The organism is Streptomyces sp. SJL17-4 (assembly GCF_036826855.1).
Classification (GTDB): domain Bacteria; phylum Actinomycetota; class Actinomycetes; order Streptomycetales; family Streptomycetaceae; genus Streptomyces.
Window position 1 is genome coordinate 5,734,946 of record NZ_CP104578.1, and the last position, 24,930, is coordinate 5,759,875.

The 24,930-nt window shown below is 71.5% G+C and carries 14 protein-coding genes; 12 read left to right on the forward strand and 2 right to left on the reverse strand.

Translation table 11 applies throughout. The features are described 5' to 3' along the window. Positions 1–2: 2 nt before the first annotated feature. The 3 genes from rodA to N5875_RS25755 are packed head-to-tail and all read left to right on the forward strand — an operon-like array spanning position 3 to position 4,750. A complete protein-coding gene (gene rodA, locus N5875_RS25745; RefSeq protein WP_338496365.1) occupies positions 3–1,202 on the forward strand; it encodes a rod shape-determining protein RodA in 1,200 nt (399 codons plus the stop codon). Positions 1,203–1,251: 49 nt separating this feature from the next. Then, positions 1,252–2,769, forward strand: a complete 1,518-nt coding sequence (locus tag N5875_RS25750) for a CYTH and CHAD domain-containing protein (protein WP_338496367.1) — start codon at positions 1,252–1,254, stop codon at positions 2,767–2,769. A gap of 52 nt (positions 2,770–2,821) precedes the next feature. Beyond that, positions 2,822–4,750, forward strand: coding sequence for a TIGR03960 family B12-binding radical SAM protein (locus N5875_RS25755; RefSeq protein ID WP_318211188.1), 1,929 nt, complete (start codon positions 2,822–2,824; stop codon positions 4,748–4,750). A gap of 71 nt (positions 4,751–4,821) precedes the next feature. On the opposite strand, the gene N5875_RS25760 is transcribed toward N5875_RS25755, so the two are convergent. Continuing rightward, positions 4,822–7,137 carry a bifunctional glycosyltransferase family 2 protein/CDP-glycerol:glycerophosphate glycerophosphotransferase gene (locus N5875_RS25760; RefSeq protein WP_338496370.1) on the reverse strand — a complete coding sequence of 772 codons (2,316 nt, stop codon included), beginning with the start codon at positions 7,135–7,137 and terminating at the stop codon, positions 4,822–4,824. Between the two features lie 418 nt (positions 7,138–7,555). On the opposite strand from N5875_RS25760, the gene N5875_RS25765 reads away from it, so the two are divergent. Next, positions 7,556–11,164 carry a CDP-glycerol glycerophosphotransferase family protein gene (locus N5875_RS25765; RefSeq protein WP_318211186.1) on the forward strand — a complete coding sequence of 1,203 codons (3,609 nt, stop codon included), beginning with the start codon at positions 7,556–7,558 and terminating at the stop codon, positions 11,162–11,164. A gap of 142 nt (positions 11,165–11,306) precedes the next feature. Here N5875_RS25765 and N5875_RS25770 read toward each other — a convergent pair whose 3' ends face one another. Next, a complete protein-coding gene (locus N5875_RS25770; protein WP_338496373.1) occupies positions 11,307–13,289 on the reverse strand; it encodes a glycosyltransferase in 1,983 nt (660 codons plus the stop codon). A gap of 224 nt (positions 13,290–13,513) precedes the next feature. On the opposite strand from N5875_RS25770, the gene N5875_RS25775 reads away from it, so the two are divergent. From N5875_RS25775 to galE, 8 genes are all read left to right on the forward strand, one after another. Continuing rightward, positions 13,514–14,701 (forward strand): hypothetical protein, encoded by a 1,188-nt coding sequence (locus N5875_RS25775; protein WP_338496376.1) that lies wholly within the window; start codon positions 13,514–13,516, stop codon positions 14,699–14,701. Between the two features lie 124 nt (positions 14,702–14,825). After that, positions 14,826–15,617, forward strand: a complete 792-nt coding sequence (locus N5875_RS25780) for a TIGR03936 family radical SAM-associated protein (protein WP_318211183.1) — start codon at positions 14,826–14,828, stop codon at positions 15,615–15,617. Between the two features lie 233 nt (positions 15,618–15,850). Beyond that, on the forward strand, positions 15,851–19,750 hold the full coding sequence (locus tag N5875_RS25785; RefSeq protein WP_338496380.1) for an Rne/Rng family ribonuclease: 3,900 nt from the start codon (positions 15,851–15,853) through the stop codon (positions 19,748–19,750). A gap of 242 nt (positions 19,751–19,992) precedes the next feature. Beyond that, a complete protein-coding gene (rplU, locus tag N5875_RS25790) occupies positions 19,993–20,313 on the forward strand; it encodes a 50S ribosomal protein L21 (RefSeq protein ID WP_015033583.1) in 321 nt (106 codons plus the stop codon). A gap of 13 nt (positions 20,314–20,326) precedes the next feature. Next, positions 20,327–20,581 carry a 50S ribosomal protein L27 gene (gene rpmA, locus N5875_RS25795; RefSeq protein ID WP_030317577.1) on the forward strand — a complete coding sequence of 85 codons (255 nt, stop codon included), beginning with the start codon at positions 20,327–20,329 and terminating at the stop codon, positions 20,579–20,581. Between the two features lie 105 nt (positions 20,582–20,686). Next, positions 20,687–22,126: a GTPase ObgE gene (gene obgE, locus N5875_RS25800; protein ID WP_318211181.1), complete on the forward strand. Its 1,440-nt coding sequence runs from the start codon at positions 20,687–20,689 to the stop codon at positions 22,124–22,126. 117 nt (positions 22,127–22,243) lie between these two features. Beyond that, positions 22,244–23,896, forward strand: coding sequence for a glycosyltransferase family 2 protein (locus N5875_RS25805; protein WP_338496398.1), 1,653 nt, complete (start codon positions 22,244–22,246; stop codon positions 23,894–23,896). A gap of 15 nt (positions 23,897–23,911) precedes the next feature. After that, positions 23,912–24,898 (forward strand): UDP-glucose 4-epimerase GalE, encoded by a 987-nt coding sequence (gene galE / locus N5875_RS25810; protein WP_318211179.1) that lies wholly within the window; start codon positions 23,912–23,914, stop codon positions 24,896–24,898. The last annotated feature ends 32 nt before the right edge of the window (positions 24,899–24,930 follow it).

The following is a 24,930-nucleotide window of genomic DNA, read 5'->3' on the forward strand; positions in this document are numbered from 1 at the left end:
CGATGACGACCCGTACGAGCTTCTCCGTATCCCGCTACGCGCCCGACCGCGGGCCGGTGGCACGGCTCACCGCCCGCGACTCGGTGCTGCGCCGGCTCGACTGGCCGATCCTGCTCTCGGCGCTCGCGCTCTCCCTCGTCGGCGCCCTGCTCGTCTGGTCCGCCACCCGCGGCCGCACCGAGCTCAACAACGGCGACCCGTACTACTTCCTCTTCCGGCACGTGCTCAACACCGGCATCGGCGTCGCCCTGATGATCGGCACGATCTGGCTCGGCCACCGCACCCTGCGCGGCGCGGTGCCGATCCTCTACACGCTCTCGATCCTGCTGATCCTCGCCGTCCTCACCCCGCTCGGCGCCACCATCAACGGCGCCCACGCGTGGATCGTCGTCGGCGGCGGCTTCTCGCTCCAGCCCAGCGAGTTCGTGAAGATCACGATCATCCTGGTCATGGCGATGCTGCTCGCCGCCAAGGTCGACGCCGGCGACCAGCTCCACCCCGACCACCGCACCGTCGCCAAGGCCCTCACCCTGGCCGCGCTCCCCATGGGCATCGTCATGCTGATGCCCGACCTCGGCTCGGTCATGGTCATGGCCGTCATCGTGCTCGGCGTCCTGCTCGCCTCCGGGGCGTCCAACCGCTGGGTCCTCGGCCTGATCGGCGCCGGCGTCGGCGGCGCGGTCCTCGTCACCGCGCTCGGCATGCTCGACGAGTACCAGATCAACCGCTTCGCCGCCTTCGCCAACCCCGACCTCGACCCGGCCGGCGTCGGCTACAACACCAACCAGGCCCGCATCGCGATCGGCTCCGGCGGCCTGTACGGCGCGGGCCTCTTCAAGGGGCACCAGACCAGCGGCCAGTTCGTGCCCGAGCAGCAGACCGACTTCATCTTCACCGTCGCGGGGGAGGAGCTCGGCTTCGTCGGCGCCGGACTCATCCTCGTCCTCCTCGGCATCGTCCTCTGGCGGGCCTGCCGGATCGCCCGCGAGACCACCGAGCTCTACGGCACGGTCGTCGCCGCCGGGATCATCGCCTGGTTCGCCTTCCAGTCCTTCGAGAACATCGGCATGACCCTCGGCATCATGCCGGTCGCCGGCCTGCCACTGCCGTTCGTCTCCTACGGCGGTTCGTCGATGTTCGCGGTCTGGGTGGCGATCGGACTCCTTCAGTCGATCAGGGTTCAGCGGCCGATGACGGCGTGACCGCCGAGGCCCCCTGCCATTGCGTTCACTTCCCGTCTAGATTCGATTCATGGCGGACACGAAGCGAGAGATCGAGCGGAAGTACGAAGCCACTCCCCGGACCGGCCTCCCGGACCTGACCCGGGCGGCCGGGGTGGCCGCGGTCACCGACGAGGGCGTGACCGAACTCGACGCCGTCTACTACGACACCCCCGACCTGCGGCTCGCCGCCGACGCGCTCACCCTGCGCCGTCGCACCGGCGGCGCGGACGCCGGCTGGCACCTGAAGTTCCCCGTCGCCGCCGGAATCCGCGACGAGATCAGAGCCCCGCTCTCGGACACGCTGCCGCGGTCCCTGGCGGGGCTCCTGCGCTCCCGCGTCCGGGACGGCGAGGTCGTCCCCGTCGTCCGCCTCCGCTCCTCCCGGGACGTCCGCCACCTCCACGACGGCGACGGCACCGTCCTGGCCGAGCTCTCCGTGGACACCGTCCACGCCGAGGGCCTCACCGGCGGGGGAGAGGCCGCCTGGACCGAGATCGAGGTCGAACTCGCCGACGACACCGACCCCGCCCTCCTCGACGCCGTCGAGAAACGCCTCAGGAAGGCCGGCATCCGGCCCTCGGACGCGCCGTCGAAGCTCGCGCGTGCCCTGGCCGAGACCGGCGCCGAGCCCGCGGCGCCCCCGGTCGACGCCGGGACGCCCGGCACCGCCGGAGCCGCCGTCCTCGCCTACGTACGGGAACAGGTCGAGGCGATCGTCGCGTACGACCCCGCCGTACGGCGCGACCTGCCCGACGCCGTCCACCAGCTGCGCGTCGCCTGCCGTCGGCTGCGCAGCGCCTTCAAGACGTACAAGAAGGTCCTCGACCGGGAGGTCACCGACCCGATCGGCGAGGAGCTGAAATGGCTCGCCGGAGAGCTCGGCGTCGCCCGCGACCAGGAGGTCCTCGACGAACGGCTGCGCGCCCGCCTCGGCGAACTGCCCCGCACCCTGGTCCTCGGCCCGGTCAAGGCCCGGCTGCGCCGCCGCGACGCCGCCCACGGCAGGAACGCCCGCCGCCAGGCCCTCGCCGCCCTCGACTCCGCCCGCTACCTCGCCCTCCTCGGCCGCCTCGACGCGCTCCTCGCCGACCCGCCCCTCCGCGAGGACGCCGCGGGCGACGCCCCGCAGGTCCTCGCCCGCGCCGTCCGCAAGGACCACGACCGCCTCGCCGGACGCGTCGAGGACGCCCTCGCCCTCGAACCCGGCGACGCACGCGACCTCGCCCTCCACGAGGCCCGCAAGGCCGCCAAACGCGCCCGGTACGCCGCCGATGCCGCCCGCCCGACCCTCGGGAAGCCCGCCAAGCGGCTGGCGAAACGTGTGAAGCGCGTCCAATCCCTGCTCGGCGAACACCAGGACGCCGTCGTCGCCCGCGGAGCCCTGCGCGAGCTCGCGATCATGGCCCACGGGACCGGCGAATCGGCCTTCACCTGGGGACTTCTCTACGGACGCGAGGAAGCCGCCGCGGCGGCCGCCGAGCAGGCGCTCCCCGAGGTCTGGGCCAGGGCCTCGGCCCCGGAACTCACGGCGTCCCTGACCCACTGAGCACCGGGGTACGCTTGAGAGTCGCCCCCCTGCCAGCTCACGAAGGTTCGAGATGTCTGCTGCCGAGTCTGTCTTCCCGCAGCTCGAAGCTCTGCTCCCGCACGTGCAGAAGCCGATTCAGTACGTCGGTGGAGAGCTGAACTCCACGGTCAAGCCGTGGGAGTCCGCCGATGTCCGCTGGGCGCTGATGTACCCGGACGCGTACGAGGTCGGTCTGCCCAACCAGGGCGTCATGATCCTGTACGAGGTGCTCAACGAGCGCGAGGGCGTCCTCGCCGAGCGCACCTACAGCGTCTGGCCGGACCTCGAAGAGCTGATGCGGGAGCACAAGGTCCCGCAGTTCACGGTCGACAGCCACCGCCCCGTCGGCGCGTTCGACGTCTTCGGCCTGAGCTTCTCCACCGAGCTCGGCTACACGAACATGCTCACCGCCCTCGACCTGGCCGGCATCCCGCTGGAGTCGAAGGACCGGACCGTCGACCACCCGATCGTCCTCGCGGGCGGCCACGCGGCCTTCAACCCCGAGCCGATCGCGGACTTCATCGACGCGGCGATCATCGGCGACGGCGAGCAGGCCGTCCTCGACATGACCGAGATCATCCGCGCCTGGAAGGCCGAGGGCCGGCCGGGCGGCCGCGAGGAGGTCCTCTTCCGCCTCGCGAAGACCGGCTCGGTGTACATCCCGCGGTTCTACGACGTGGAGTACCTCCCGGACGGCCGTATCGGCCGTGTCGTCCCGAACAAGTCGGGCGTTCCCTGGCGCGTGTCCAAGCACACCGTCATGGACCTCGACGAGTGGCCGTACCCCAAGCAGCCCCTCGTGCCGCTCGCGGAGACCGTCCACGAGCGCATGTCCGTCGAGATCTTCCGCGGCTGCACCCGCGGCTGCCGTTTCTGCCAGGCCGGCATGATCACGCGCCCCGTGCGGGAGCGAAGCATCACCGGCATCGGCGAGATGGTCGAGAAGGGCCTCAAGGCGACGGGCTTCGAGGAGGTCGGCCTGCTCTCCCTCTCCTCGGCGGACCACTCCGAGATCGGTGAGATCGCCAAGGGCCTGGCGGACCGCTACACGGAGGACAAGGTCGGCCTGTCCCTCCCGTCCACCCGTGTCGACGCCTTCAACGTCGACCTGGCGAACGAGCTGACCAGGAACGGCCGCCGCTCCGGCCTCACCTTCGCCCCCGAGGGCGGCTCCGAGCGCATGCGCAAGGTCATCAACAAGATGGTCTCGGAGGAGGACCTCATCCGGACCGTCTCCACCGCGTACGGCAACGGCTGGCGCCAGGTGAAGCTGTACTTCATGTGCGGCCTGCCGACGGAGACCGACGAGGACGTCCTCCAGATCGCCGACATGGCGATGAACGTGATCGCCGAGGGCCGCAAGGTCTCCGGCCAGAACGACATCCGCTGCACCGTCTCCATCGGCGGTTTCGTCCCCAAGCCGCACACCCCCTTCCAGTGGGCCCCGCAGCTGTCGGCCGAGGAGACGGACGAGCGGCTGCGCAAGCTCCGCGACAAGATCCGCGGCGACAAGAAGTACGGCCGCTCCATCGGCTTCCGCTACCACGACGGCAAGCCCGGCATCGTCGAGGGCCTCCTCTCCCGCGGCGACCGCCGCATCGGCGCCGTCATCCGCGCGGTGTACGAGGACGGCGGCCGCTTCGACGGCTGGCGCGAGCACTTCTCGTACGACCGCTGGATGGCCTGCGCCGAGAAGACGCTGCCGGAGATGGGCGTCGACGTCGCCTGGTACACGACCCGCGAGCGCACCTACGAGGAGGTCCTGCCCTGGGACCACCTGGACTCCGGTCTCGACAAGGACTGGCTCTGGGAGGACTGGCAGGACTCGCTCGACGAGACCGAGGTCGAGGACTGCCGCTGGACCCCGTGCTTCGACTGCGGCGTCTGCCCGCAGATGGACACCCACATCCAGATCGGCCCCACCGGCAAGAAGCTGCTGCCGCTGACGGTCGTGAAGTAGTCCGCCGCCACACGAAGAGGCGCCCGGAGCGGGTTCGCTCCGGGCGCCTCTTCGTGTGTGGGGCCGCCGGACTAGTGGTCGGCGTGGGCCCCGGTGAGCTTGTCCTCGTCCGTCCGGCGCGGCGGGACCGATGCGGTGGCCTCGGCCACGCGCGGCGACGGGGCCGGGGTGCGCTCGGACACCGGTACCACGGCCGGCCGCGGGCGCTCCTCGCCGAGGAAGACCCGGCGGACGACCCGCTCGGCGGCGAAGCCGTCGTCCCAGGAGCAGAAGCGCTCCCGGAAGGCCTGCCGCAGGGCGGCGGCCGGCGCGGCGTCCCACGCGCCGCCGCGGAAGGCCTCGATCAGTTCGTCCTCGGTGGTGGTGATCACACCGGGGGTGTCACCGGGCTCGCCGGAGAGCAGGTCGAAGGTCACACCGCGGCAGGTCCGGTACATCTCCCAGTCGTCCGCGTACGTCACGATCGGCCGGTCGAGGTTGGCGTAGTCGAACATGATCGACGAGTAGTCGGTGATCAGGGCGTCCGACGCCAGGCAGAGCTCCTCCACCGACGGATGCCGCGAGACGTCGATCAGCGCGCCCCGCTCGGCGAGCGCGTTCAGCTCCGGGTCGCCGCCGTAGAAGTAGTGGGCACGGACCAGCAGGACGAAGTCCGGGCCGAGTTCGCGGGCGAAGCGGGCGAAGTCGAGGCGCGGGACGAAGGCGTCCTTCTGGTGGTCGCGCACGGTGGGGGCGTACAGGATCGCCTTCTTGCCGTGCCCGATGCCGAGTTCGCCGCGGATCCGGCGGACGTCCGCGGCGGTGGCGCGGTAGTAGACGTCGTTGCGGGGGTAGCCGGTGTTCAGGGTCTGGAAGGCGGCCGGGTAGACCCGCTCCCAGTGCTCGGTGGAGTGCAGGTTCGACGAGACGCTCCAGTCCCAGCGGTCCACGCGCTCCAGGAGCTTGTCGAAGTCCATGCTGCGGGCGACGGCCGGGTACTGCTGCTGGTCGAGGCCCATCCGCTTGAGCGGGGTGCCGTGGTGGGTCTGCAGGTGCACCTGGCCGGGGCGCTTGACCACGGAGTCCGGGAAGTTCACGTTGTTGACCAGGTACTTGGCCCGGGCGAGCGCCTTCCAGTAGCCGAAGGTCGCCGGGGCGATCCGGGTCAGACCGGCCGGCACGCTGCCCGCGTACGCCTGGTTCACGACCCACACGCCACGCATCCCGGGCGCGAGCTTCTTGGCGGCCTCGTGCACCGCGAGCGGGTTGCAGCCGGGGGTGCGGCCCCAGTACGCCGAGTAGACGGCGAGGTTCTCGTCGAGGGGGAGGCGGCGCTGCACGCCGTAGTAGGCGCGCAGGGCCTTGCGGCCGCCCCAGCGCTTGGTCCGGCCGAGGGCGCCGAAGGCCGTCTCGCGGGTGCCGTTGACCGTCTTGAGGGCCTCGAAGGCGGCGTACGAGCCGGTCCGCATCACCTTGAACTTCAGGCCGAGCATGCCGGGCGGCGGGGTGAAGCCCGTGGGCTCGTTCCGGCGGTAGGTCTTGCCGGCCTGCTTCAGATAGGCGCGCCGGTGGCTGCGGGGTATTCGGAAGCCGCGGGCGAAGGTGAAGAGGAAGTGGGCGACCATCCGCTCGAAGACGAGCCTGCGGTACGCGTCGAGGCCGGGACGGCCTTCGAGGTAGTCGAAGACCCGCTGGTACTGCTCGAAGATCACGAAGTGCTTGCGCGGGGAGCTGCTGCGCATCGAGCTGCCCTGGCGGCGCTGGCGGTACTCGACGACCACGTACTCCAGGCCCGCGACGCGCTGGGCGGCGGCCATGGTCGTGTAGACCATGAGCGCGTCCTCGTACAGGCCGTCGGTGAACGTGTAGCCCTCGCCGGTGAAGAAGTCCCGGCGGTAGACGCGGTTCCACACCACGGCGAAGATCCGCAGCAGTTCGAGCTCGTCGACCGGGCGGACCACCCGGTCGCGGATGGCGGCCAGGTACGGGCCGGTCTTGCTGGCCTCGACGCTGCCGTCCACATGGGTGCGGACGTGGTCGAACAGCAGGATCTCGGGGTCCTGCGCCGCGTCGAGACGGTCGGCCATGGCCTGCAGGGAGCCGGGGCGGATCGAGTCGTCGCCGTCGATGAAGAGCAGGTAGTCGCCGCGGGCGTGCTCGACGCCGGTGTTGCGGGCGGCGCCGATGCCGCCGTTCTCCGCGCGGTGGACGGCGCGGACCCGCGGGTCGCGGGCGGCGAACTCGTCGATGATGGCGCCGCTGCTGTCCAGGGAGCAGTCGTCGACCGCGATGACCTCGAAGTTCTCGTACCCCTGCGACGTCACCGACTCGAGGCACTCACGGATGTAGCCCTCGACCCCGTAGACAGGGATGATCACGCTGAATCTGGGGGTAGCTGCAGCCGGCATGCCTTGATGTCTCCTCAGTCGAACCGCTCAGATGAAGTATGACAGGAGCGCTTCCGCGCCCCCGAGGCCGCGGGCGGCCGCCGCGGCGGCGCTCCCGCCCACGTCACCGCCGTTTTCACCCCCTGCGGGGCCCTCTGTCCGATCGGTGATATGGCGACCGGAGGGTGATCCCGGACACAACGGCAGGAAAACGCCTGTGGTACGGATCGTCTATTCTGGAGCGCTGCGGCGGCCGGGGGGTCGCCGCAGAGTCGTATAGGCCGAGCGGAACCAGGTCTTGCCGAGGGCTGGGCGGGTTTTTCCCGGAGGACGGAGACGTCCTCGTCGGTCCGCAGGAAAACCGAAGAGCACGCCCCGTCACCCCTCAGGCGCTCGAGCTTGTCGAGCGGGTCTGAAACGGAAAGGAACGCAGAACTACATGGCACCCCGGCTCAGCGTCATCGTCCCGATCTACAACGTGGCGCAGTACCTGCCCGCCTGCCTCAACTCGTTGGCCGTGCAGACCTTCCAGGACCTGGAAGTGCTCATGATCGACGACGGCTCCACCGACGAGTCCAACGCGATAGCGGCGGAGTTCGCGGCCAAGGACGCCCGTTTCCGGCTGATACGCAAGGAGAACGCCGGCCTGGGTGCCGCCCGTAACACGGGTCTCGACAGCCTGGCCCCGGAGAGCGAGTTCCTGGCGTTCGTCGACAGCGACGACATGATCCCGCCGGACGCGTACCGGATGATGATCAGCAGCCTGGACGAGACCGGCTCCTCCTTCGCCACGGGCAACGTCGAGCACATCAACTCGACCAAGGTGTGGCAGTCCCCGATGCACCGGTTCCTTTCCCGGGGCGCGGTCAAGCGCACGCACGTCAGCAGGAAGCGTCAGCTCCTCACGGACCGGATCGCCTGCAACAAGGTGTTCCGGCGTGACTTCTGGGAGCAGCACGCGCTGCGCTTCCCCGAGGGTGTGCTGTACGAGGACACCCCGGTCATCGTGCCGGCCCAGTACCTCGCCGAGTCCGTCGACATCATCAGCCAGGCCACGTACTACTGGCGGCTGCGCGAGGGCGAGGCGAGCCCCTCGATCACCCAGCGCCGCAACGAGCCCAAGGCCGCCCGCGACCGGGCGTCCGCCGTGGAGTCCGTGAGCCGCTTCTTCGCCGCGCAGAAGGACCCCGTCGCCGACTCGCTGAAGCGTGAGTACGACCACACCGTGCTCACCGGCGACCTGCGCATCTTCCTCAACGTGCTGCCCGACGGCGACGAGGAGTACCGCGCGGAGTTCCTGCGCGTGGCCAACAAGTACCTCGACCAGGTCGACATCAAGGCCCTCGACCGGCTGCCCACCGCGCTGCGCGTCAAGTGGCTGCTCGTCCGCAAGCACGCCATGACCGAGATCCTCGAGTTCATCGAGGCGGAGCGGCTGGGCGAGCCCGTCGAGCTCGGCGGTGTCATCCGCAAGTACGCCAAGTACCCCTCGCTCGAATCCCACGCGAACCTGCTGCCCAAGAAGTTCCTCCGGGTCGACAAGGACCTCCAGCTGCGCTCCCCGCTGAAGGAGCTGTCCTGGGAGAACGGCAAGCTGCGACTGGCCGGTCACGCCTGGATCGACCGCGTCGACCAGACGGGCAAGCGCAGCGTCGTCAAGCTGCTGCAGCTGAAGAAGGACGGCACCCAGCGCCGCATGCTGCTGCCGCTGGCCAACATCTTCAATCCCGAGGCCACCACCGGCTCCGGCCACAAGGGGCGCGGTCACAGCTTCGACTGGGCCGGCTGGGAGACGGTCATCGACCCGGCCCGGTTCCGCAAGGGCGACCAGTGGCAGGAAGGCCTCTGGCACGTCGGCATGCGCGTGCTGTCCGGCGGTCTCGTGCGCTCCCGCTCCGTGCACTCGTACGGCTCCGACCGCCTGACGTACCCGCCCTACCAGTGGCTCGACGACGACTACCGGATGGTCCCGGAGATGCGGCGCGCGGCCCTCAAGCTGCGCATCGAGAAGGTCCCGGTCCTGATCACCGGCTTCGAGCAGTCCGGCGACGACATCCTCGTCGAGGGCGACCTCCGCGAGGCCGTCGCCCCGGGGACCGAGATATCCCTGCGGGTCGCCAACCAGAACAGCGGTGAGGTGCTCCTCTACCCGGCGGAGGTCCTCCCGGCCGTCGGCGGCCGTACGCCGCTGCGGGTCCGCGTTCCGCTGCGCGACATCGCCCTGCTGCCGGAGCACCTGGACACCGCCGCGGCCCGCGCCGCGGGCGGCGCCGACCCGGCGAAGCTGATGCGCCGCAACTGGAGCACGCAGATCCAGATCGAGGAGCCGGAGAAGAACCCGCGGAAGGTCCGGGTCGTCGTCCGGGACGGTCTCGCCGACCTCCAGATCCGGCTGTCCGAGGCGTTCGGCGAGGAGGCCTCGCTGAACGAGGTGGCCGTCCTCTCCGGTGCCAACGGCTACCTGAAGTTCTCCGGCCGCCCGCTGCGCGCCACGATCACCGGCATCTCCGAGGCCGACGGCGCGTTCACGATCCGCGGCACGGCCCCCGTCGAGCTGTCGGGCCACCACCTGGTCGTCAGCGCCAAGAACCGCTTCGACGAGAAGACGGTTCCGCTGACGGTCCTCCCGGACGGCGGCTTCGAGGCGACGTTCCGTCCCTCCACGATGTCGGGTGCCGACGGCAGGCTGCCGCTGAAGGCCGGCCGCTGGGTGTTCCGTCTGGACGGTGCGGAGGACGAGCCGTCGATCCCGCTCGTCGTGGACCGCCTCGCCGCGACCCAGTTCCCGCTGGAGGGCACGCACAACGGCCGCGAGTACCAGCTCGAGGTCCACTGGCAGGACCACCCGCAGCTCAACTGCATGACCGACCTCACGGCCATGGAGAAGGGCGCGAACCGTCAGTACCAGCTGCGCCAGGAGGTCTACGAGGCCGGTCGTGAGCTGCCGCTGCGCGACTCGGTGCTGTACATCAGCTACAACGGCAAGCAGTACTCGGACAGCCCGCGCGCCGTCCACGAGGAGCTGCTGCGCCGCGGTGCGGACGTCGAGCACCTGTGGCTGGTACGGGACGGCCAGGTCGAGCTCCCCGACACGGTCAAGGCCGTCAAGTTCCAGGGCAAGGACTGGTACGAGGCGCTGGCGCGCTCGCGCTACATCGTCACCAACGCCCACCTGCCGCACTGGATCAAGCGGCGCGAGGGCCAGGTGATCGTGCAGGCCTGGCACGGCACGATGCTGAAGAAGATCGGCCTGGACATCGACGCTCCGAAGTTCGACCCGAACTACCACGAGCGGCTGGTCCAGGAGGCGGCGAACTGGAACATCCTCGTCTCGTCGAACCGTTTCAGCACCCCCATCCTGAAGCGCGCCATGGGTTACAACGGCCTGATCGCCGAGACGGGTTACCCGCGCAACGACTACCTCTACGCCGAGGACCGCGACGAGCGGGCCCGTGAGGTGCGGGAGAAGCTGGGGCTGCCCGAGGGCAAGAAGGTCGTGCTGTACGCGCCGACCTGGCGCGACGACCTCTCGCACAGCCGCGGTCAGTTCAAGTTCGACCTCCGGGTCGACCTGGAGGACGCCCGCCGCCGGCTCGGGGACGACCACGTCTTCCTCATCCGGCGCCACTCCAACATCGTGGACAGCATCCCCGGTGCCGGGAACGGCTTCGTCTACGACGTCTCCGAGTACCCCGACATCGCGGACCTCTACGTGGCCGCCGACATCATGATCACGGACTACTCCTCGGTCATGTTCGACTACGCGCACCTGCGTCGCCCGATGCTGTTCTTCACGTACGACCTGGAGCACTACCGGGACAAGCTGCGCGGGTTCTACTTCGACTTCGAGAACGACGCCCCGGGTCCGCTGGTCGACAACTCGAACGACCTGCTCCAGGCCATCCGGGAGATCGACGAGGTCGAGGCCGAGTACCGGGAGAAGTACGACGAGTTCCACCATCAGTTCTGCGACCTGGACGACGGCCACGCGGCCGCCCGTCTCGCCGACCTGATGTTCAAGATCGCCGAGGACGGCGCGCCGCTGTAGGCGCCCCCCGGGCGTACGGAAGAGCCCCGGTCCGCAGGTCTCCCTGCGGGCCGGGGCTCCGTCGTGCGGGCGGCTCCGTCGTGCGGGCCGGGCTTCCCGCGGGTTTCCCCGCGGGGCCGGGGGTCCGTCTACCGGTCGCCCGTCACTTCTTGTCGATGATCTTCAGCGAGAGCTGGCCGTTGCTGGCGAAGTAGGGGCGCAGCTCGTGCTTGACGCCGCCGGTGACGGCGGCGGGGACGGTCGAGGACAGCCGGTTGCGCCAGCCGCTCTTCGCCTTGGTGTCGGCGACGGCCGCGACCGGGGCGCCGGAACCGTTCACCACCGGGTACGGGTAGGTGAAGACGCTCATCGGGGTGAGCACGTCGGTGGCCAGCTTGCAGACGCGGATCCGGGCGGAGTCGCGGTCCGGCAGCAGCCAGAGGTCCCAGATGTCCTCGGTGCCGGGCTGGTGGAGGCGGGCCGCGGCGGCGTTGTCCAGGGAGGCCGTGAAGCGTCCGTCGGCGCCGGCCTTCACCGGGACGGTGAAGTTCTTGTCGGCCTCCTTGCGGTGGACGGCCTCGATCACGCTGCCCTTGCCGGGCTCGACGCCCCAGGCCGCGGCGTCGATGACGATCGAGGTGGCGCCGGCGTGCACCGCCGCGACCTCGACGTGCTGGGCGCGCACCCGGCTCTGCACCCGCAGGGTGCCGTCCGTGTGGTCGTGCGGCAGCAGCAGGGACAGGGCGGGGCCCTCGGCGCGGGGCAGCTTCAGCGACAGGATCTGGAGGGTGTCGCAGCCGGTCGACCGCAGCGGCATGTCGAAGCCGGCGGCGCGGATCGTCAGCTCCCAGTCGCCCTCGACGAGCGTGCCGAGGGCGGGCACCAGCGCCTCGCCGCCGATGAAGGGGAGGACGACCTCGTCGGCCTTCTTGCGGATGTCCTTGCACACCAGCTGGGCGTCGCTGCCGGCGGGCAGCCCCTCGACCTTCACCCGGACGTCGCCCTGCGGGGTGACCACGGCGGCGGCCGTGCGGGGGATGGCCCGGCGGGCCCGCATGGTCTCCACGAGCTGCTCGAAGCGGGTGACGGTCTCGGCCTCGTGGAAGCGGACCACGTTGGCGACGGCGGCGGCCGCCATCTTCCGGCGCAGGTCCTCGTCGGCGATCAGCTTCTCGATGTGCTCGGCGAGCGCCTTCTTGTCGCCGAGCGGCACGACGTAGCCGTCCTCGCCCTGCCTGATGATGTTGCGCGGGCCGTGCGGCGCGTCGTACGCGACCACCGGCAGGCCGGCCGCCATCGCCTCGACGGTGACGTTGCCGAAGGCCTCCAGGCGGGAGGGGAGGACGAAGACGGACGCCTTGGCGAACTCCGGGGTGACGGGGGTGGCCGGGCCCATCAGGAAGACCTGGTTGTTGCTGCCCGAATCGTTGATCTTCTTGCGCAGCTTGCCGTGCTCGGGGCCGGAGCCGTAGATCCGCAGGCTCCAGTCCGGGTGACGCGGCGCCACGGAGGAGAAGGCCTCGATGAGGTCGTCGAAGCCCTTGTGCGGCTTCAGCAGGCCGGCGGTGACGACGATCTTGTTGTCGCCGGTGGACATCTGGCCCTCGTGGGCCGGGATGCAGTTGGGCATGGGGGAGAGCAGGTGGCTCACGCCGGGGACGACCCCGGCGATGGTCCGGCACTCGTCCGGCGTCGGCGCGGTGATCGCGTCCATCTTCGGGTACGCGTCCTTGAAGAGCGCGTCCCGGATGTGCGGGCCGTACTGCGCGGGCCGCGAGTGCTCCATGGCGACCTTGAGGAAGTCGCGGTCCGCGTAGGCCAGCATGATGGTGATCTTGGGGTTGTTGCTGACCACCACGTCGGCGTCGGTCGTGGCCAGGTACTCCATCAGCCGTCGCTCGGCCAGGCGGCTGATCCACGGCTTCTTGTCCGTGGGCTCGTTCGGGTAGATGTGCGGGAACGCCTCGATCATCGGGTCGTCGCCGTCGTACGTGTGGGAGTGCTTCCGCATGTCGCTGAGCGCGAGGGTCTTCACCCGGGGGTCGAGGGGGAAGAACGCCTGGTCGCGGTTGCGGCGGAGGGAGACCAGCTCTACCTCGTGGTGGTCCGCGAGCGCCTTGGCCAGGTTGTGGATCGCGCTGACCACGCCTCCGATGTGGCAGCGATCGACCAGAAGAAAGGATATTTTCATACCAAGCCTCAGCGTGTCGGGGGTAGGCGGAACGGACGTACAGACTCAGGCTACGGGGCCACCCCCACAGGCGGTGTCCGTCAGTCCGGTTACAGCGGCGCCCACCGTAACGCCACGACGGGCCAACCCCGAATGGCCCCGGACGAAACCGCAGGTGGACGTTGCGCGTCTCCAGGCACATGCACCAGGAGAAAACCGCCCGCCCACCGGAGCCCGAGGGCTGTCTGACGGCGGCCATCAGGATTCCCGTACGGATCGTGGTGCTGGTCCTCGTCGTACCTCTGCGCCTCGGGTGGGACGCACTCGTCCTGTGCGGCGCGTTCCTGGGCAGGATGCTCCGCCCGCTGGGCCGGGCGCTCGGCTGGTTCCGCGACCAGGTGCTCGCCCCGGTGGGCCGCGCCGTCGCCCGAGTGGCCGAGGCTGTCGCCACCGCGTCCTGGTGGCTGTTCACCACGCTGTTCAAGACCGTCTTCTACTGGCCCTGGCTCGGCCTCTGGCGGTACGTGCTCGTGCCGGTCGCCGTCCACGGGATCGCGGCCCCGGCGGCCTGGCTGTACCGGACCGTCCTCGCACCACTCGGCCGCGGCCTCGCACGCGGCACGGCGTGGGTGTACGTCCGCCTGCTCGCCCCGCTCGGACGCGGCACCGGACGGGTGCTGTGGGCCGTGCTCGTATGGCCGTGGACAGCCCTGTGGCGGTACGTGACCGTGCCCGTCGCGACCTGGACGTACCGCTGGATCCTCACCCCGCTGGGCCATGCCCTCTCCTGGCTCGCCAGGGGCGCGGGACAGGGTCTCGCCCTGATCGGCAAGGGATTCGCCCTGCTCGGCCGGGGTCTCGTGCAGGTGGGACGGGGCCTCGGGTGGCTGCTGCGGGTCCTCTTCGTCGTCCCTGTCGTGTTCCTGTACCGATGGGTCCTCACCCCCGTCGGACGGGTCCTCGCGGTGATCGGCCGCGAGCTCGCCGACGCCCTCGCGGTCGCCTGGCGCGTCGCCGGGTACATCTCACGGGCGGTCGGCCGCGCCCTGAAATGGCTCGCACGGAACCTGATCGGCCGACCCGTGACCTGGTTCTACCGCAACGTCTGCACCCCCGTCGGGCACCTCGTCCGCGACGCCGTGTGGCGCCCGGCCAGGAAGGCCGCCGTCGAGACCGGCCGGGCGGTGTCCGCCGCCCTCGCCTCGGCCCGCGCGACCGTGGCCGCCGCCCGCCGCGACGCGTGGCGCGCCCTCTTCGGAGGGCCCCGGGAGCCCGAGCCCGTGCCCGGCATCCCCGGTCGGGCGCGTAACCTGGGAGGTGCTGCATCACGACAGACCGTTCCCGGCGCGGCGGCCGAGTCCGAGATCTCCCTGCACAAGGGGGGATGAGCCGGCTGCCCCCGAGAGAGCCCCCCGTACATTCGAGGGCGGCGCGCCCCCCGCGCCCGCCCCGCACCGAGGAGAAGAACCACTGGGCAAGCGACAGCCCGAAGGCCCGCCGCCCGCACCGGCGGTGCAGCGCATCCGACTGCGCTACACCAAGCGCGGCCGCCTCCGGTTCACCAGCCACCGTGACTTCCAGCGCGCCTTCGAGCGTGCGCTGCGCCGTGCCGAGGTGCCCATGGCGTACTCGGCCGGCTTCACCCCGCACCCCAAGGTGTCGTACGCCAACGCCGCCCCCACGGGCACGGGCTCCGAGGCCGAATACCTGGAGATCGCCCTCACCGAGGCGCGCGACCCGGAGACCCTGCGGGTCCTGCTCGACGAGTCCCTCCCGGCCGGCCTCGACATCACCGACGCCGTCGAGGCCCGGACCTCCGGCCTCGCCGACCGGCTCACCGCCTCCATCTGGGAGCTGCGCCTCGAAGGCGTCACCGTCGAGGACGTGGAGAAGGCCACCGAGGCGTTTCTCGCGGCCGAGACCGTGGAAGTACAGCGCAAGACCAAGAACGGCGTCCGCACCTTCGACGCACGCTCCGCGGTCACCGAGCTGACGGCAGCCGCTCCCCAGGGCGATCCCCAGGGTGATAGGCCGCTGGACAGCGCCTGTGCGATACTGCGGCTGGTTGTTCGGCACGTGACACCTGCCGTACGACCCGACGACGTCCTGTCCGGTCTCCGAGCTGTGGCCGACCTGGCGCCGCCGGTCCCCGCTGCGGTGACCAGGCTGGCGCAGGGGCTCTTCGACGAGGAGTCCGGCACGGTGACCGACCCGCTCGCGCCCGACCGCGAGGCAGTGACGGCCGCATCTACCACGGCCGCCGCGACCGCCTCTGCGACGGCGCCGGGTACAGGCATCGCGTAGGGAGCGGTCGTCGTAGCGCCGCCCTGGTACTCGGGAGCCACCTGGGTCGGGCAGCGCACTGACCAGGAGACTTTCGCCAGGCCGTCCGCACAGTGCGGACGGAACCGGCGAGCCAGACATAGAGCTCCCGTGCGGCGCCCGCGCCCCGGACGGCGGCACCGCGCCCCAGGCGCGACCGTGCCGCCGGACCGGACCAAGACGCGGCGCCCGGGAGCGTGACGGGAGAACCCCGCATGCTCGAGTCCAACGAAGACACCAACGCCCCCGGTGACAAGCTGCCGCCGCGCCGCAGGCGCCGCGCCGCTTCCCGCCCCGCCGGTCCGCCGGTGACGGGTGCGAACGCCGAGACCGCAGAGACCACGGCGGCCACGGACGGCACCGAGACCGCGGCCGTGGAGGCCGCCCCGGCCGAGACCGAGACCGAGGCCGCACCCGCGCCGCGTGCCCGCCGCCGCGCCACCCGCAAGGCCACCGCACCGGCCGCCGAGACCACGGCACCCGCCGCGGAGACCCCGGAGCCGGTCGTGGAGACCCCCGCCGCCGAGGCCGTCGCCACGGAGGCCGTCGAGGAGGCCCCCGAGGCCGCCCCGGCCCGCACGCGCCGCCGCGCCACCCGTAAGGCCACTTCGCCGGTGACCTCCTCGGTCGCCGCCGAGGCCCCCGAAGAGCCCGCCGCGGTCACGCAGGCCGAGCCCGCCGTGGAGGAGGCCCCCGAGGCCGCCCCGGCCCGCACCCGCCGCCGTGCCACCCGTAAGGCCACCGCCCCGGCCGGCGCGCCCGCCGCCGCCGAGGAGACCGTGGTCGTCGAGACCGCTCCGGCCGCCGAGGTCGCCCCGGCCGCCGAGGTCGCGGAGGAGGCCGCCGCGCCCGCCCCGCGTACCCGCCGTCGTGCCACCCGTAAGGCCACCTCGCCCGAGGTGACCACCGAGGCCGCCGCCACCGGCGAGTCGCTGCCGACCGCCGCCGTCGCGCAGATCGCCGCCGAAGAGGCCGAGGTCACCGCCGCCGAGACCGCCGCCACCCGTGGCCGCGGCCGCCGCCGCGCGGCCTCCCCGCAGTTCACATCCGAGCCCGCCCCGGCCCGCGAGTCGCGCCGTGCCGCGCGCCCGTCCGTCGCCGTCTTCCAGGCGCCGGTCTTCACCGAGCCCATGTTCCAGACCCCGGAGACGGCCGCCGCGGCCGCGGCCGCCGTCCCGGTGGAGCCGGAGGACGAGGAGACGGTCGAGGAGATCGAGCTCGTCGAGGCCGAGGCCGAGGTCGAGGCCGAGGAGACCCCCGAGCCCGTCGAGCGCCCCGAGGGCTCCCGCCGCCGCCGTCGCCGCCGTGGCGAGCCGGTCGCCGTCGAGCCCGTCCCGGCCACCGTCGCCGACGAGCCCGAGGTCGAGGCCGTCGCCGACGAGGTCGAAGAGGCCGAGGAGGCCGAGGAGACGGACGAGTACGAGGACCGCCCGTCCCGTCGCCGCCGCCGCGGCGGCCGTCGCCGTCGTCGCGGTGAGCTCACCGAGGTCGAGGAGGCCGAGGAGGGCGAGGGCCCGCACGCGGAGGACGAGACCGACGAGTCCGAGGACGGCGAGGAGGAGCACGACGAGGCCGAGGCCTTCGCCGGCGGCTCCAGCAGCTCCCGTCGCCGTCGTCGCCGCCGCCGTCGCAGCGGGGACGCCGCCGCCGACGTCGAGGGCACCGACGAGGAAGGCGTCCGTACGGTCGTCAAGGTCCGCGAGCCCCGCCCGGCCCGTGAGAAGGCCGAGCCCGGCACCGGTGCCGACGAGGTCCAGTCCATCAAGGGCTCGACCCGCCTGGAGGCCAAGAAGCAGCGCCGCCGCGAGGGCCGCGAGCAGGGCCGCCGCCGCGTCCCGATCATCACCGAGGCCGAGTTCCTGGCCCGCCGCGAGGCCGTCGAGCGCGTCATGGTCGTCCGCCAGAGCGGCGAGCGCACCCAGATCGGCGTCCTGGAAGACAACGTGCTCGTCGAGCACTACGTCAACAAGGAGCAGGCCACCTCGTACGTCGGCAACGTCTACCTGGGCAAGGTCCAGAACGTCCTGCCGTCCATGGAGGCCGCCTTCGTCGACATCGGCAAGGGCCGCAACGCCGTCCTGTACGCCGGTGAGGTCAACTTCGAGGCGCTCGGCATGGGCAACGGCCCGCGCCGCATCGAGACCGCCCTCAAGTCCGGCCAGTCGGTCCTCGTCCAGGTGACGAAGGACCCGATCGGCCACAAGGGTGCCCGTCTGACCAGCCAGGTCTCGCTGCCCGGCCGCTACCTCGTGTACGTCCCCGAGGGCTCGATGACCGGCATCAGCCGCAAGCTCCCGGACACCGAGCGCGCCCGCCTCAAGACCATCCTCAAGAAGATCGTCCCCGAGGACGCGGGCGTCATCGTGCGCACCGCCGCCGAGGGCGCGAGCGAGGACGAGCTGCGCCGCGACGTCGAGCGACTGCAGGCGCAGTGGGAGGACATCCAGAAGAAGGCGAAGAGCGGCAACGCGCCGACGCTGCTCTACGGCGAGCCGGACATGACCGTCCGCGTCGTCCGCGACATCTTCAACGAGGACTTCTCCAAGGTCATCGTCAGCGGTGACGACGCATGGGAGACCATCCACGGGTACGTCCACCACGTCGCCCCGGACCTGACCGACCGTCTGTCCAAGTGGACGAGCGAGGTCGACGTCTTCGCGACGTACCGGATCGACGAGCAGCTCATGAAGGCGCTCGACCGCAAGGTCTGGCTGCCGAGCGGCGGCTCGCTGGTGATCGACAAGACCGAGGCGATGATCGTCGTCGACGTCAACACCGGCAAGTTCACCGGCCAGGGCGGCAACCTCGAAGAGACCGTGACGAGGAACAACCTCGAAGCGGCCGAGGAGATCGTGCGCCAGCTCCGCCTGCGCGACCTCGGCGGCATCGTCGTCATCGACTTCATCGACATGGTCCTGGAGTCCAACCGCGACCTGGTGCTGCGCCGCCTCCTGGAGTGCCTGGGCCGGGACCGGACCAAGCACCAGGTGGCCGAGGTCACCTCGCTCGGCCTGGTGCAGATGACCCGCAAGCGGGTCGGCCAGGGCCTCCTGGAGTCCTTCTCCGAGACCTGCGTCCACTGCAACGGCCGCGGTGTCATCGTGCACATGGAGCAGCCGACCACCGCCGGTGGCGGGGGCGGCGGCAAGCGCTCGAAGAAGCGCGGCCGCGGCGGCGCCGAGCACGTCCACGAGCACGAGCACGCCGAGGCCACGGAGACCGGGGCCGAGACCGCCGAGGCCGAGACCGAGACCGAGGCCGAGGTCGCCGCCGAGCTGGCCACCCCGGTGGCCCTGCCCGAGCCGATCGCCGCGGACGAGGAGCTGTACGGCTCCATCGCCGAGGCGGAGGCCGCCGCCACGCGCGGTCGTGGCCGTCGCCGGGCGACCCGCCGGGTGTCGGCGCCGGCCGCCGCGCGGCAGGTCGTGGAGACCGAGGCCGTCGAGTACGAGTCGAAGCCGAAGGCCGAGCCGAAGCCGAAGCCCGTCGCGGCGCCGGAGCCGGTCGTCGAGCCGGAGCCCGTCGTGGCCCCGGTCGCCGAGGCCGTCGTCGAGCCGGTCGCCGAGCCGGTGGTCGAGGAGACCGCCGCCCCGGCCCCGCGCGGCCGTCGCCGTGCCACCCGCAGGGTGACCTCCCCGGTCGTCTCGACCACGGAGCCGGCCGCCGCGCCGACCGTCGTCGAGCCGGTCGTCGAGACCGCCCCGGAGCCGGAGCCCGTCGTGGCGCCGGCCGCCGAAGCCGTGGCGCCGGTCGCCGAGCCCGTCGTCGAGGAGGCCCCCGTGGCCGCCCCGCCGCGGGCCCGCCGCCGGGTGGTCCGTAAGGCCACCGCTCCCGCCGGTTCGCCCTCGGGCGCCGAGGAGGCGGCCGTCGTCGTGGTGACCACGGCCCCGGCCGAGGCCACCGAGACGGCTCCGCAGGCCGCCGAGGCCGAGGCCGAGCCCGCCCCCGTCAAGAAGACGGCGGCGCGCAAGACCGCGGCGAAGAAGACCACGGCCAAGAAGGCCGCCACCAAGAAGACGGCGGCGACCAAGAAGACCGCGGCGAAGAAGACCACCACCAAGAAGGCCCCGGCCAAGAAGGCAGCGGAGAAGACCGCCGCCCCGGCCCAGGACTGACCGGTGGGTACGGGCCGCCCCCTCACCGGGGCGGCCCGTACCGAACGGGCGAATTTGACCCTCCGAGGCAGCCGCCCGTAACCTAGACCGTCGGCGTGTCTATCGACGCGTCGCGCCTCTGAGCACCTCCCTCCCGCCCGTCGGGAGAGGCCGCTCGTCCGATTCCGGAACGCCGCGGGCCCTCGGGTCCGTGTGAGCGGCTGGCTTCAGAGGTTTCGATCCCGAGTGAGAGAGAGATCCGCGTGTACGCCATCGTGCGCAGCGGTGGTCGCCAGCACAAGGTTGCTGTCGGCGACATCGTTGAGGTTGACAAGATTTCCACTGCCAAGGTTGGCGACACGGTCGAGCTCTCGACCCTGCTCGTTGTCGACGGCGACGCCGTGACCAGCGACCCGTGGGTCCTGGCCGGTATCAAGGTCACGGCCGAGGTCGTGGACCACCACAAGGGCGCCAAGATCGACATCCTGCGCTACAAGAACAAGACCGGCTACCGCCGTCGCCAGGGTCACCGTCAGCAGTACACGGCGATCAAGGTCACCGGTATCCCCGCGGCTGCGAAGTAAGAGGGACTGAGACATGGCACACAAGAAGGGCGCATCGTCCACCCGGAACGGGCGCGACTCCAATGCCCAGCGGCTCGGCGTGAAGCGCTTCGGCGGTCAGGTCGTCAACGCGGGTGAGATCCTGATCCGCCAGCGTGGCACCCACTTCCACCCGGGCTCCGGCGTCGGCCGTGGCGGCGACGACACGCTGTTCGCCCTGCAGGCCGGTTCGGTGCAGTTCGGCACCCACCGTGGCCGCAAGGTCGTGAACATCGTTCCGGTCGCCTGATCGGTTCATTTGCGGAGGCGGACCTCACTTCCCGTTCGGGAAGCGGGTCCGCCTTTCGCGTGTTACTAGATAGACATTCCGCACGTAATTGATGGAGGCACACCCATGACCACCTTCGTGGACCGCGTCGAGCTGCATGTCGCCGCGGGTAACGGAGGCCACGGCTGCGCCTCCGTTCACCGGGAGAAGTTCAAGCCGCTCGGCGGACCCGACGGCGGCAACGGCGGCCGTGGCGGCGATGTGATCCTGGTCGTCGACCAGGCGATCACCACGCTGCTCGACTACCACCACTCGCCGCACCGCAAGGCGACGAACGGCCAGCCCGGCGCCGGCGACAACCGCTCCGGCAAGGACGGCCAGGACCTCGTCCTGAACGTGCCCGACGGCACCGTCGTCCTCGACAAGGAGGGCAACGTGCTCGCCGACCTCGTCGGCCAGGGCACCACCTTCGTCGCGGGCCAGGGCGGCCGCGGCGGCCTCGGCAACGCGGCGCTGTCCTCCGCGCGCCGCAAGGCCCCCGGCTTCGCGCTCCTGGGCGAGCCCGGCGAGGCCCGGGACATCGTCCTGGAGCTGAAGACCGTCGCCGACGTGGCGCTCGTCGGCTACCCGAGCGCCGGCAAGTCCTCGCTGATCTCGGTCCTGTCGGCCGCCAAGCCGAAGATCGCGGACTACCCCTTCACCACGCTCGTCCCGAACCTGGGCGTCGTCACGGCCGGCTCGACCGTCTACACGATCGCCGACGTGCCGGGTCTGATCCCGGGCGCCAGCCAGGGCCGTGGCCTGGGCCTGGAGTTCCTGCGCCACGTCGAGCGCTGCTCGGTCCTGGTGCACGTACTGGACACCGCGACCCTCGAATCGGACCGTGACCCCGTCACCGACCTCGACATCATCGAGGAGGAGCTGCGGCAGTACGGCGGCCTTGAGGACCGGCCCCGCATCGTCGTCCTCAACAAGGTCGACATCCCCGACGGCCAGGACCTCGCGGACATGATCCGACCGGACCTGGAGGCCCGCGGCTACCAGGTCTTCGAGGCCTCCGCCGTGGCCCGGCTCGGCCTCAAGGAGCTCTCCTTCGCCCTCGCCGGCATCGTCGCCGAGGCGCGCGCGTCGAAGCCGCAGGAGGAGGCGACCCGTATCGTCATCCGCCCGAAGGCCGTCGACGACGCGGGCTTCACGGTCACGTACGACGAGGCCGAGGACGTGTACCGGGTGCGCGGCGAGAAGCCGGAGCGCTGGGTCCGCCAGACCGACTTCAACAACGACGAGGCCGTGGGCTACCTGGCCGACCGCCTCAACCGCCTCGGCGTCGAGGACCAGCTGATGAAGGCGGGCGCCCGCGCGGGCGACGGCGTCGCGATCGGCTCCCTGGAGAACGCGGTCGTCTTCGACTGGGAGCCCACGATGATGGCCGGCGCCGAAATGCTCGGCCGCCGAGGCGAGGACCACCGCCTGGAAGCCCCGCGTCCTGCGGCCCAGCGCCGCCGCGACCGCGAGGCGGAGCGGGACGACGCGCAGCGCGCGTTCGACGAGTTCGACCCGTTCTAGCGGGACGGCTTCGCGCTGCCCCTCTGGTTCGTCAACCGAATGGCCTCTCTCACCCGTCCTGTTGGACGGGTCGGGCAGAGGCCATTCGGGCGTTCGGGCGCCCGTAGCATCCTCGATGTGAGCAGCATCACGTCCACTGAGGTGGCAGGAAAGCTCGGCGTCGTCGTCATCGCGCACAACGACGAGGCGCTGGTGGGTGACGCGATCCGGTCCGTGCTCGACCAGGGACCCGTCGTCGCCGAGGTCGTCGCCGTCGACGACGGATCGAGCGACGGTACGGCCCGGGTCCTCGACGAACTGGCAGCGCTGCACCCCCGGCTGCGTGTCGTCCACCGCACGGTCAACAGCGGCGGCTGCGGCACCCCCCGCAACGACGGCTTCCGGGCCGTCACCGCGCCCGTCGTGATATTCCTCGACAGCGACGACGTCCTGCCCGAGGGCGCGGCCGAGACGTTGGTGGCGGCGGCCGAGCGCCATGGCGCCCCCGTCGCGGTCGGCGCCTGCGTGCGGCGCGAGCTGCCCGAGGGCCGCGATGTGCGCTGGCAGCCCGCGCTCTACCGCGAGCCCGCCGTCCTCGAGACCGCGGACGACCTCCTGCCACTCGTGCACGACACGCTCTGCGTCAACAAGGTCTACGACCGCGCGTTCCTCGCCGAGCACGGCATCCGCTTCCCCGACGGCCGCTGCGTCTACGAGGACTTCCTCTTCACCGCCCGCGTCCTGGCCGCCGCCCCGCGCGTCGCGGTCGTCCCCGACACCGTCTACATCTGGCATGTGCGCCGCGCCACCGCCCGGCTGTCCATCTCCCTCGACCGGGACGGCATCGCCAACTGGCAGGCCCGGATCGGAGCCCACCGCACCGCCGTGGAGACCTTCGAGGCGGCCGGCCGCAAGGAACTCGCCTCCGCCTGCCGCACCAAGTTCCTCGAACACGACCTGCGCCTGTACGCCCGTGACCTGAGGTCGCACGACGTCGCGTACCGCACCGCGTGGTGGGAGCTCACCCGCGCGTACCTCGGGACCTTCGGGGAGGGCGAGATCGCCGCCGCGGCCGCGCCCGCCCGCTGGGCCGCCCGGTTCGTCCTGGCCGCCGAGGAGCCGCGGGACCTGGAGCGGCTCTCCCGGCTCACCGCCGACCCCGCCCGGCTGCTGCCGCCCCACGCCCTGAGCGGCGGGGGCGTCGCCGTCTGGTCCGAGGACCTCCCCGTGGAGCTGGACGGCCTGGACGCGCTGCCGCTCGACGGCCTCCCGCTGCTCGTCGACGGTGACCTGCGCGCCGGAGCGACGGGCGGCGCGGGCGCGGGTGTGGGCGGCGAACTGCGGTTCACCGTCCGCGACCTGTACGGACGGCTGAGCGCCGCCGTTCCCCGTACCGCGCGGGTCGACTTCCTGCCCCGGGGCGCCGACACCCCCGCCCGTACCGCCCGTACCGAGCTGACCGAGGGAGCCGGCGGCTGGTCCGGCCGTGTCCCCGCCGGACTCACCGGCCTGGCCCGCGAGGGCCGCCGCGGGGGGAACCGGGGCGTCCAGCTCTGGGACGTCCGGGCCACGGTGACCTGTGCGGACGGCGCGGTCTTCACGACGGCGCTCCGACTGCCGGCGGAACGGCAGCGTCGGTCGCTCGTGCCGAGCAGCCGGTACGGTGTACTGCTGGTGCGGCAGTACACGACGGCGAACGGATCGCTGGCGGTACGGCTCGCACCGGGTGTCCGTGACGGGCTCCGGGCGATCGGGGCAAAACTCCGCAGGATCTCCCGTAGCTCTCATTGAAAGGGGTTTGGGGCAATGACTTATCTGATCACCGGTGGCGCCGGCTACATCGGCTCCCATGTCGTCCGTGCCATGACGCAGGCCGGCGAGCGGGTCGTCGTCCTCGACGACCTGTCCACGGGATACGAGGAGCGGGTGCCGGAAGGCGTCCCCCTGGTGGTCGGCTCCACGCTCGACCGCGAGGTGCTGGACCGCACGATCGCCGAGCACGGCGTGACCGGCGTCGTCCACCTCGCCGCGAAGAAGCAGGTCGGCGAGTCGGTCGAGCTGCCGCTGCACTACTACCGCGAGAACATCATCGGCCTCACGGTCCTCCTGGAGGCCGTCGCCGCCGCCGGCGTGCGGAACTTCCTCTTCTCCTCCTCCGCCGCCGTCTACGGCATGCCGGACGTCGACCTCGTCACCGAGGAGACCCCCTGCCTGCCGCTGAGCCCGTACGGCGAGACCAAGCTGGCCGGCGAGTGGCTGGTGCGCGCCGCGGGTGCGGCGCACGGCATCTCCACGGCCTGCCTGCGCTACTTCAACGTGGCCGGCGCGGCGGCCCCCGAGCTGGCCGACACCGGCGTCTTCAACCTGGTCCCGATGGTCTTCGAGCGCCTGGACGCGGGCGAGGCCCCGCGGATCTTCGGCGACGACTACGCGACGCCCGACGGCACCTGCATCCGTGACTACATCCACGTCGAGGACCTGGCCGACGCGCACCTCGTCGCCGCGCGCAAGCTCGCGGAGTGGGCCGAGGCGGGCGAGCCGCGCGACCTGACGGTCAACATCGGCCGTGGCGAGGGCGTCTCCGTCACCGAGATGGTCGAGCTGATCAACGAGATCACCGGTCACACCACCGAGCCGCTCGTCACCCCGCGCCGCCCCGGCGACCCCGCCCGGGTCGTCGCCGCCGCCGACCGCATCGAGTCGGAGCTGGGCTGGAAGGCCCGTCACGACGTGCGCGACATGATCACCTCGGCCTGGGCCGGCTGGGTCGCGCGCCGCGGCGCGTCGGTCTGACCGCCCGGGGGACCGCAGTGTGAAGGGCCGGG

Bases quoted from the DNA above. Each gene is read 5' to 3' on its own strand.
- N5875_RS25785 (WP_338496380.1), top strand. From the start codon at position 15,851: ATGCTCGAGTCCAACGAAGACACCAACGCCCCCGGTGACAAGCTGCCG.
- N5875_RS25775 (WP_338496376.1), top strand. From the start codon at position 13,514: ATGCACCAGGAGAAAACCGCCCGCCCACCGGAGCCCGAGGGCTGTCTG.
- galE (WP_318211179.1), top strand. From the start codon at position 23,912: ATGACTTATCTGATCACCGGTGGCGCCGGCTACATCGGCTCCCATGTC.
- N5875_RS25755 (WP_318211188.1), top strand. From the start codon at position 2,822: ATGTCTGCTGCCGAGTCTGTCTTCCCGCAGCTCGAAGCTCTGCTCCCG.
- N5875_RS25765 (WP_318211186.1), top strand. From the start codon at position 7,556: ATGGCACCCCGGCTCAGCGTCATCGTCCCGATCTACAACGTGGCGCAG.
- N5875_RS25760 (WP_338496370.1), bottom strand. From the start codon at position 7,137: ATGCCGGCTGCAGCTACCCCCAGATTCAGCGTGATCATCCCTGTCTAC.
- obgE (WP_318211181.1), top strand. From the start codon at position 20,687: ATGACCACCTTCGTGGACCGCGTCGAGCTGCATGTCGCCGCGGGTAAC.
- rpmA (WP_030317577.1), top strand. From the start codon at position 20,327: ATGGCACACAAGAAGGGCGCATCGTCCACCCGGAACGGGCGCGACTCC.
- rodA (WP_338496365.1), top strand. From the start codon at position 3: ATGACGACCCGTACGAGCTTCTCCGTATCCCGCTACGCGCCCGACCGC.
- N5875_RS25750 (WP_338496367.1), top strand. From the start codon at position 1,252: ATGGCGGACACGAAGCGAGAGATCGAGCGGAAGTACGAAGCCACTCCC.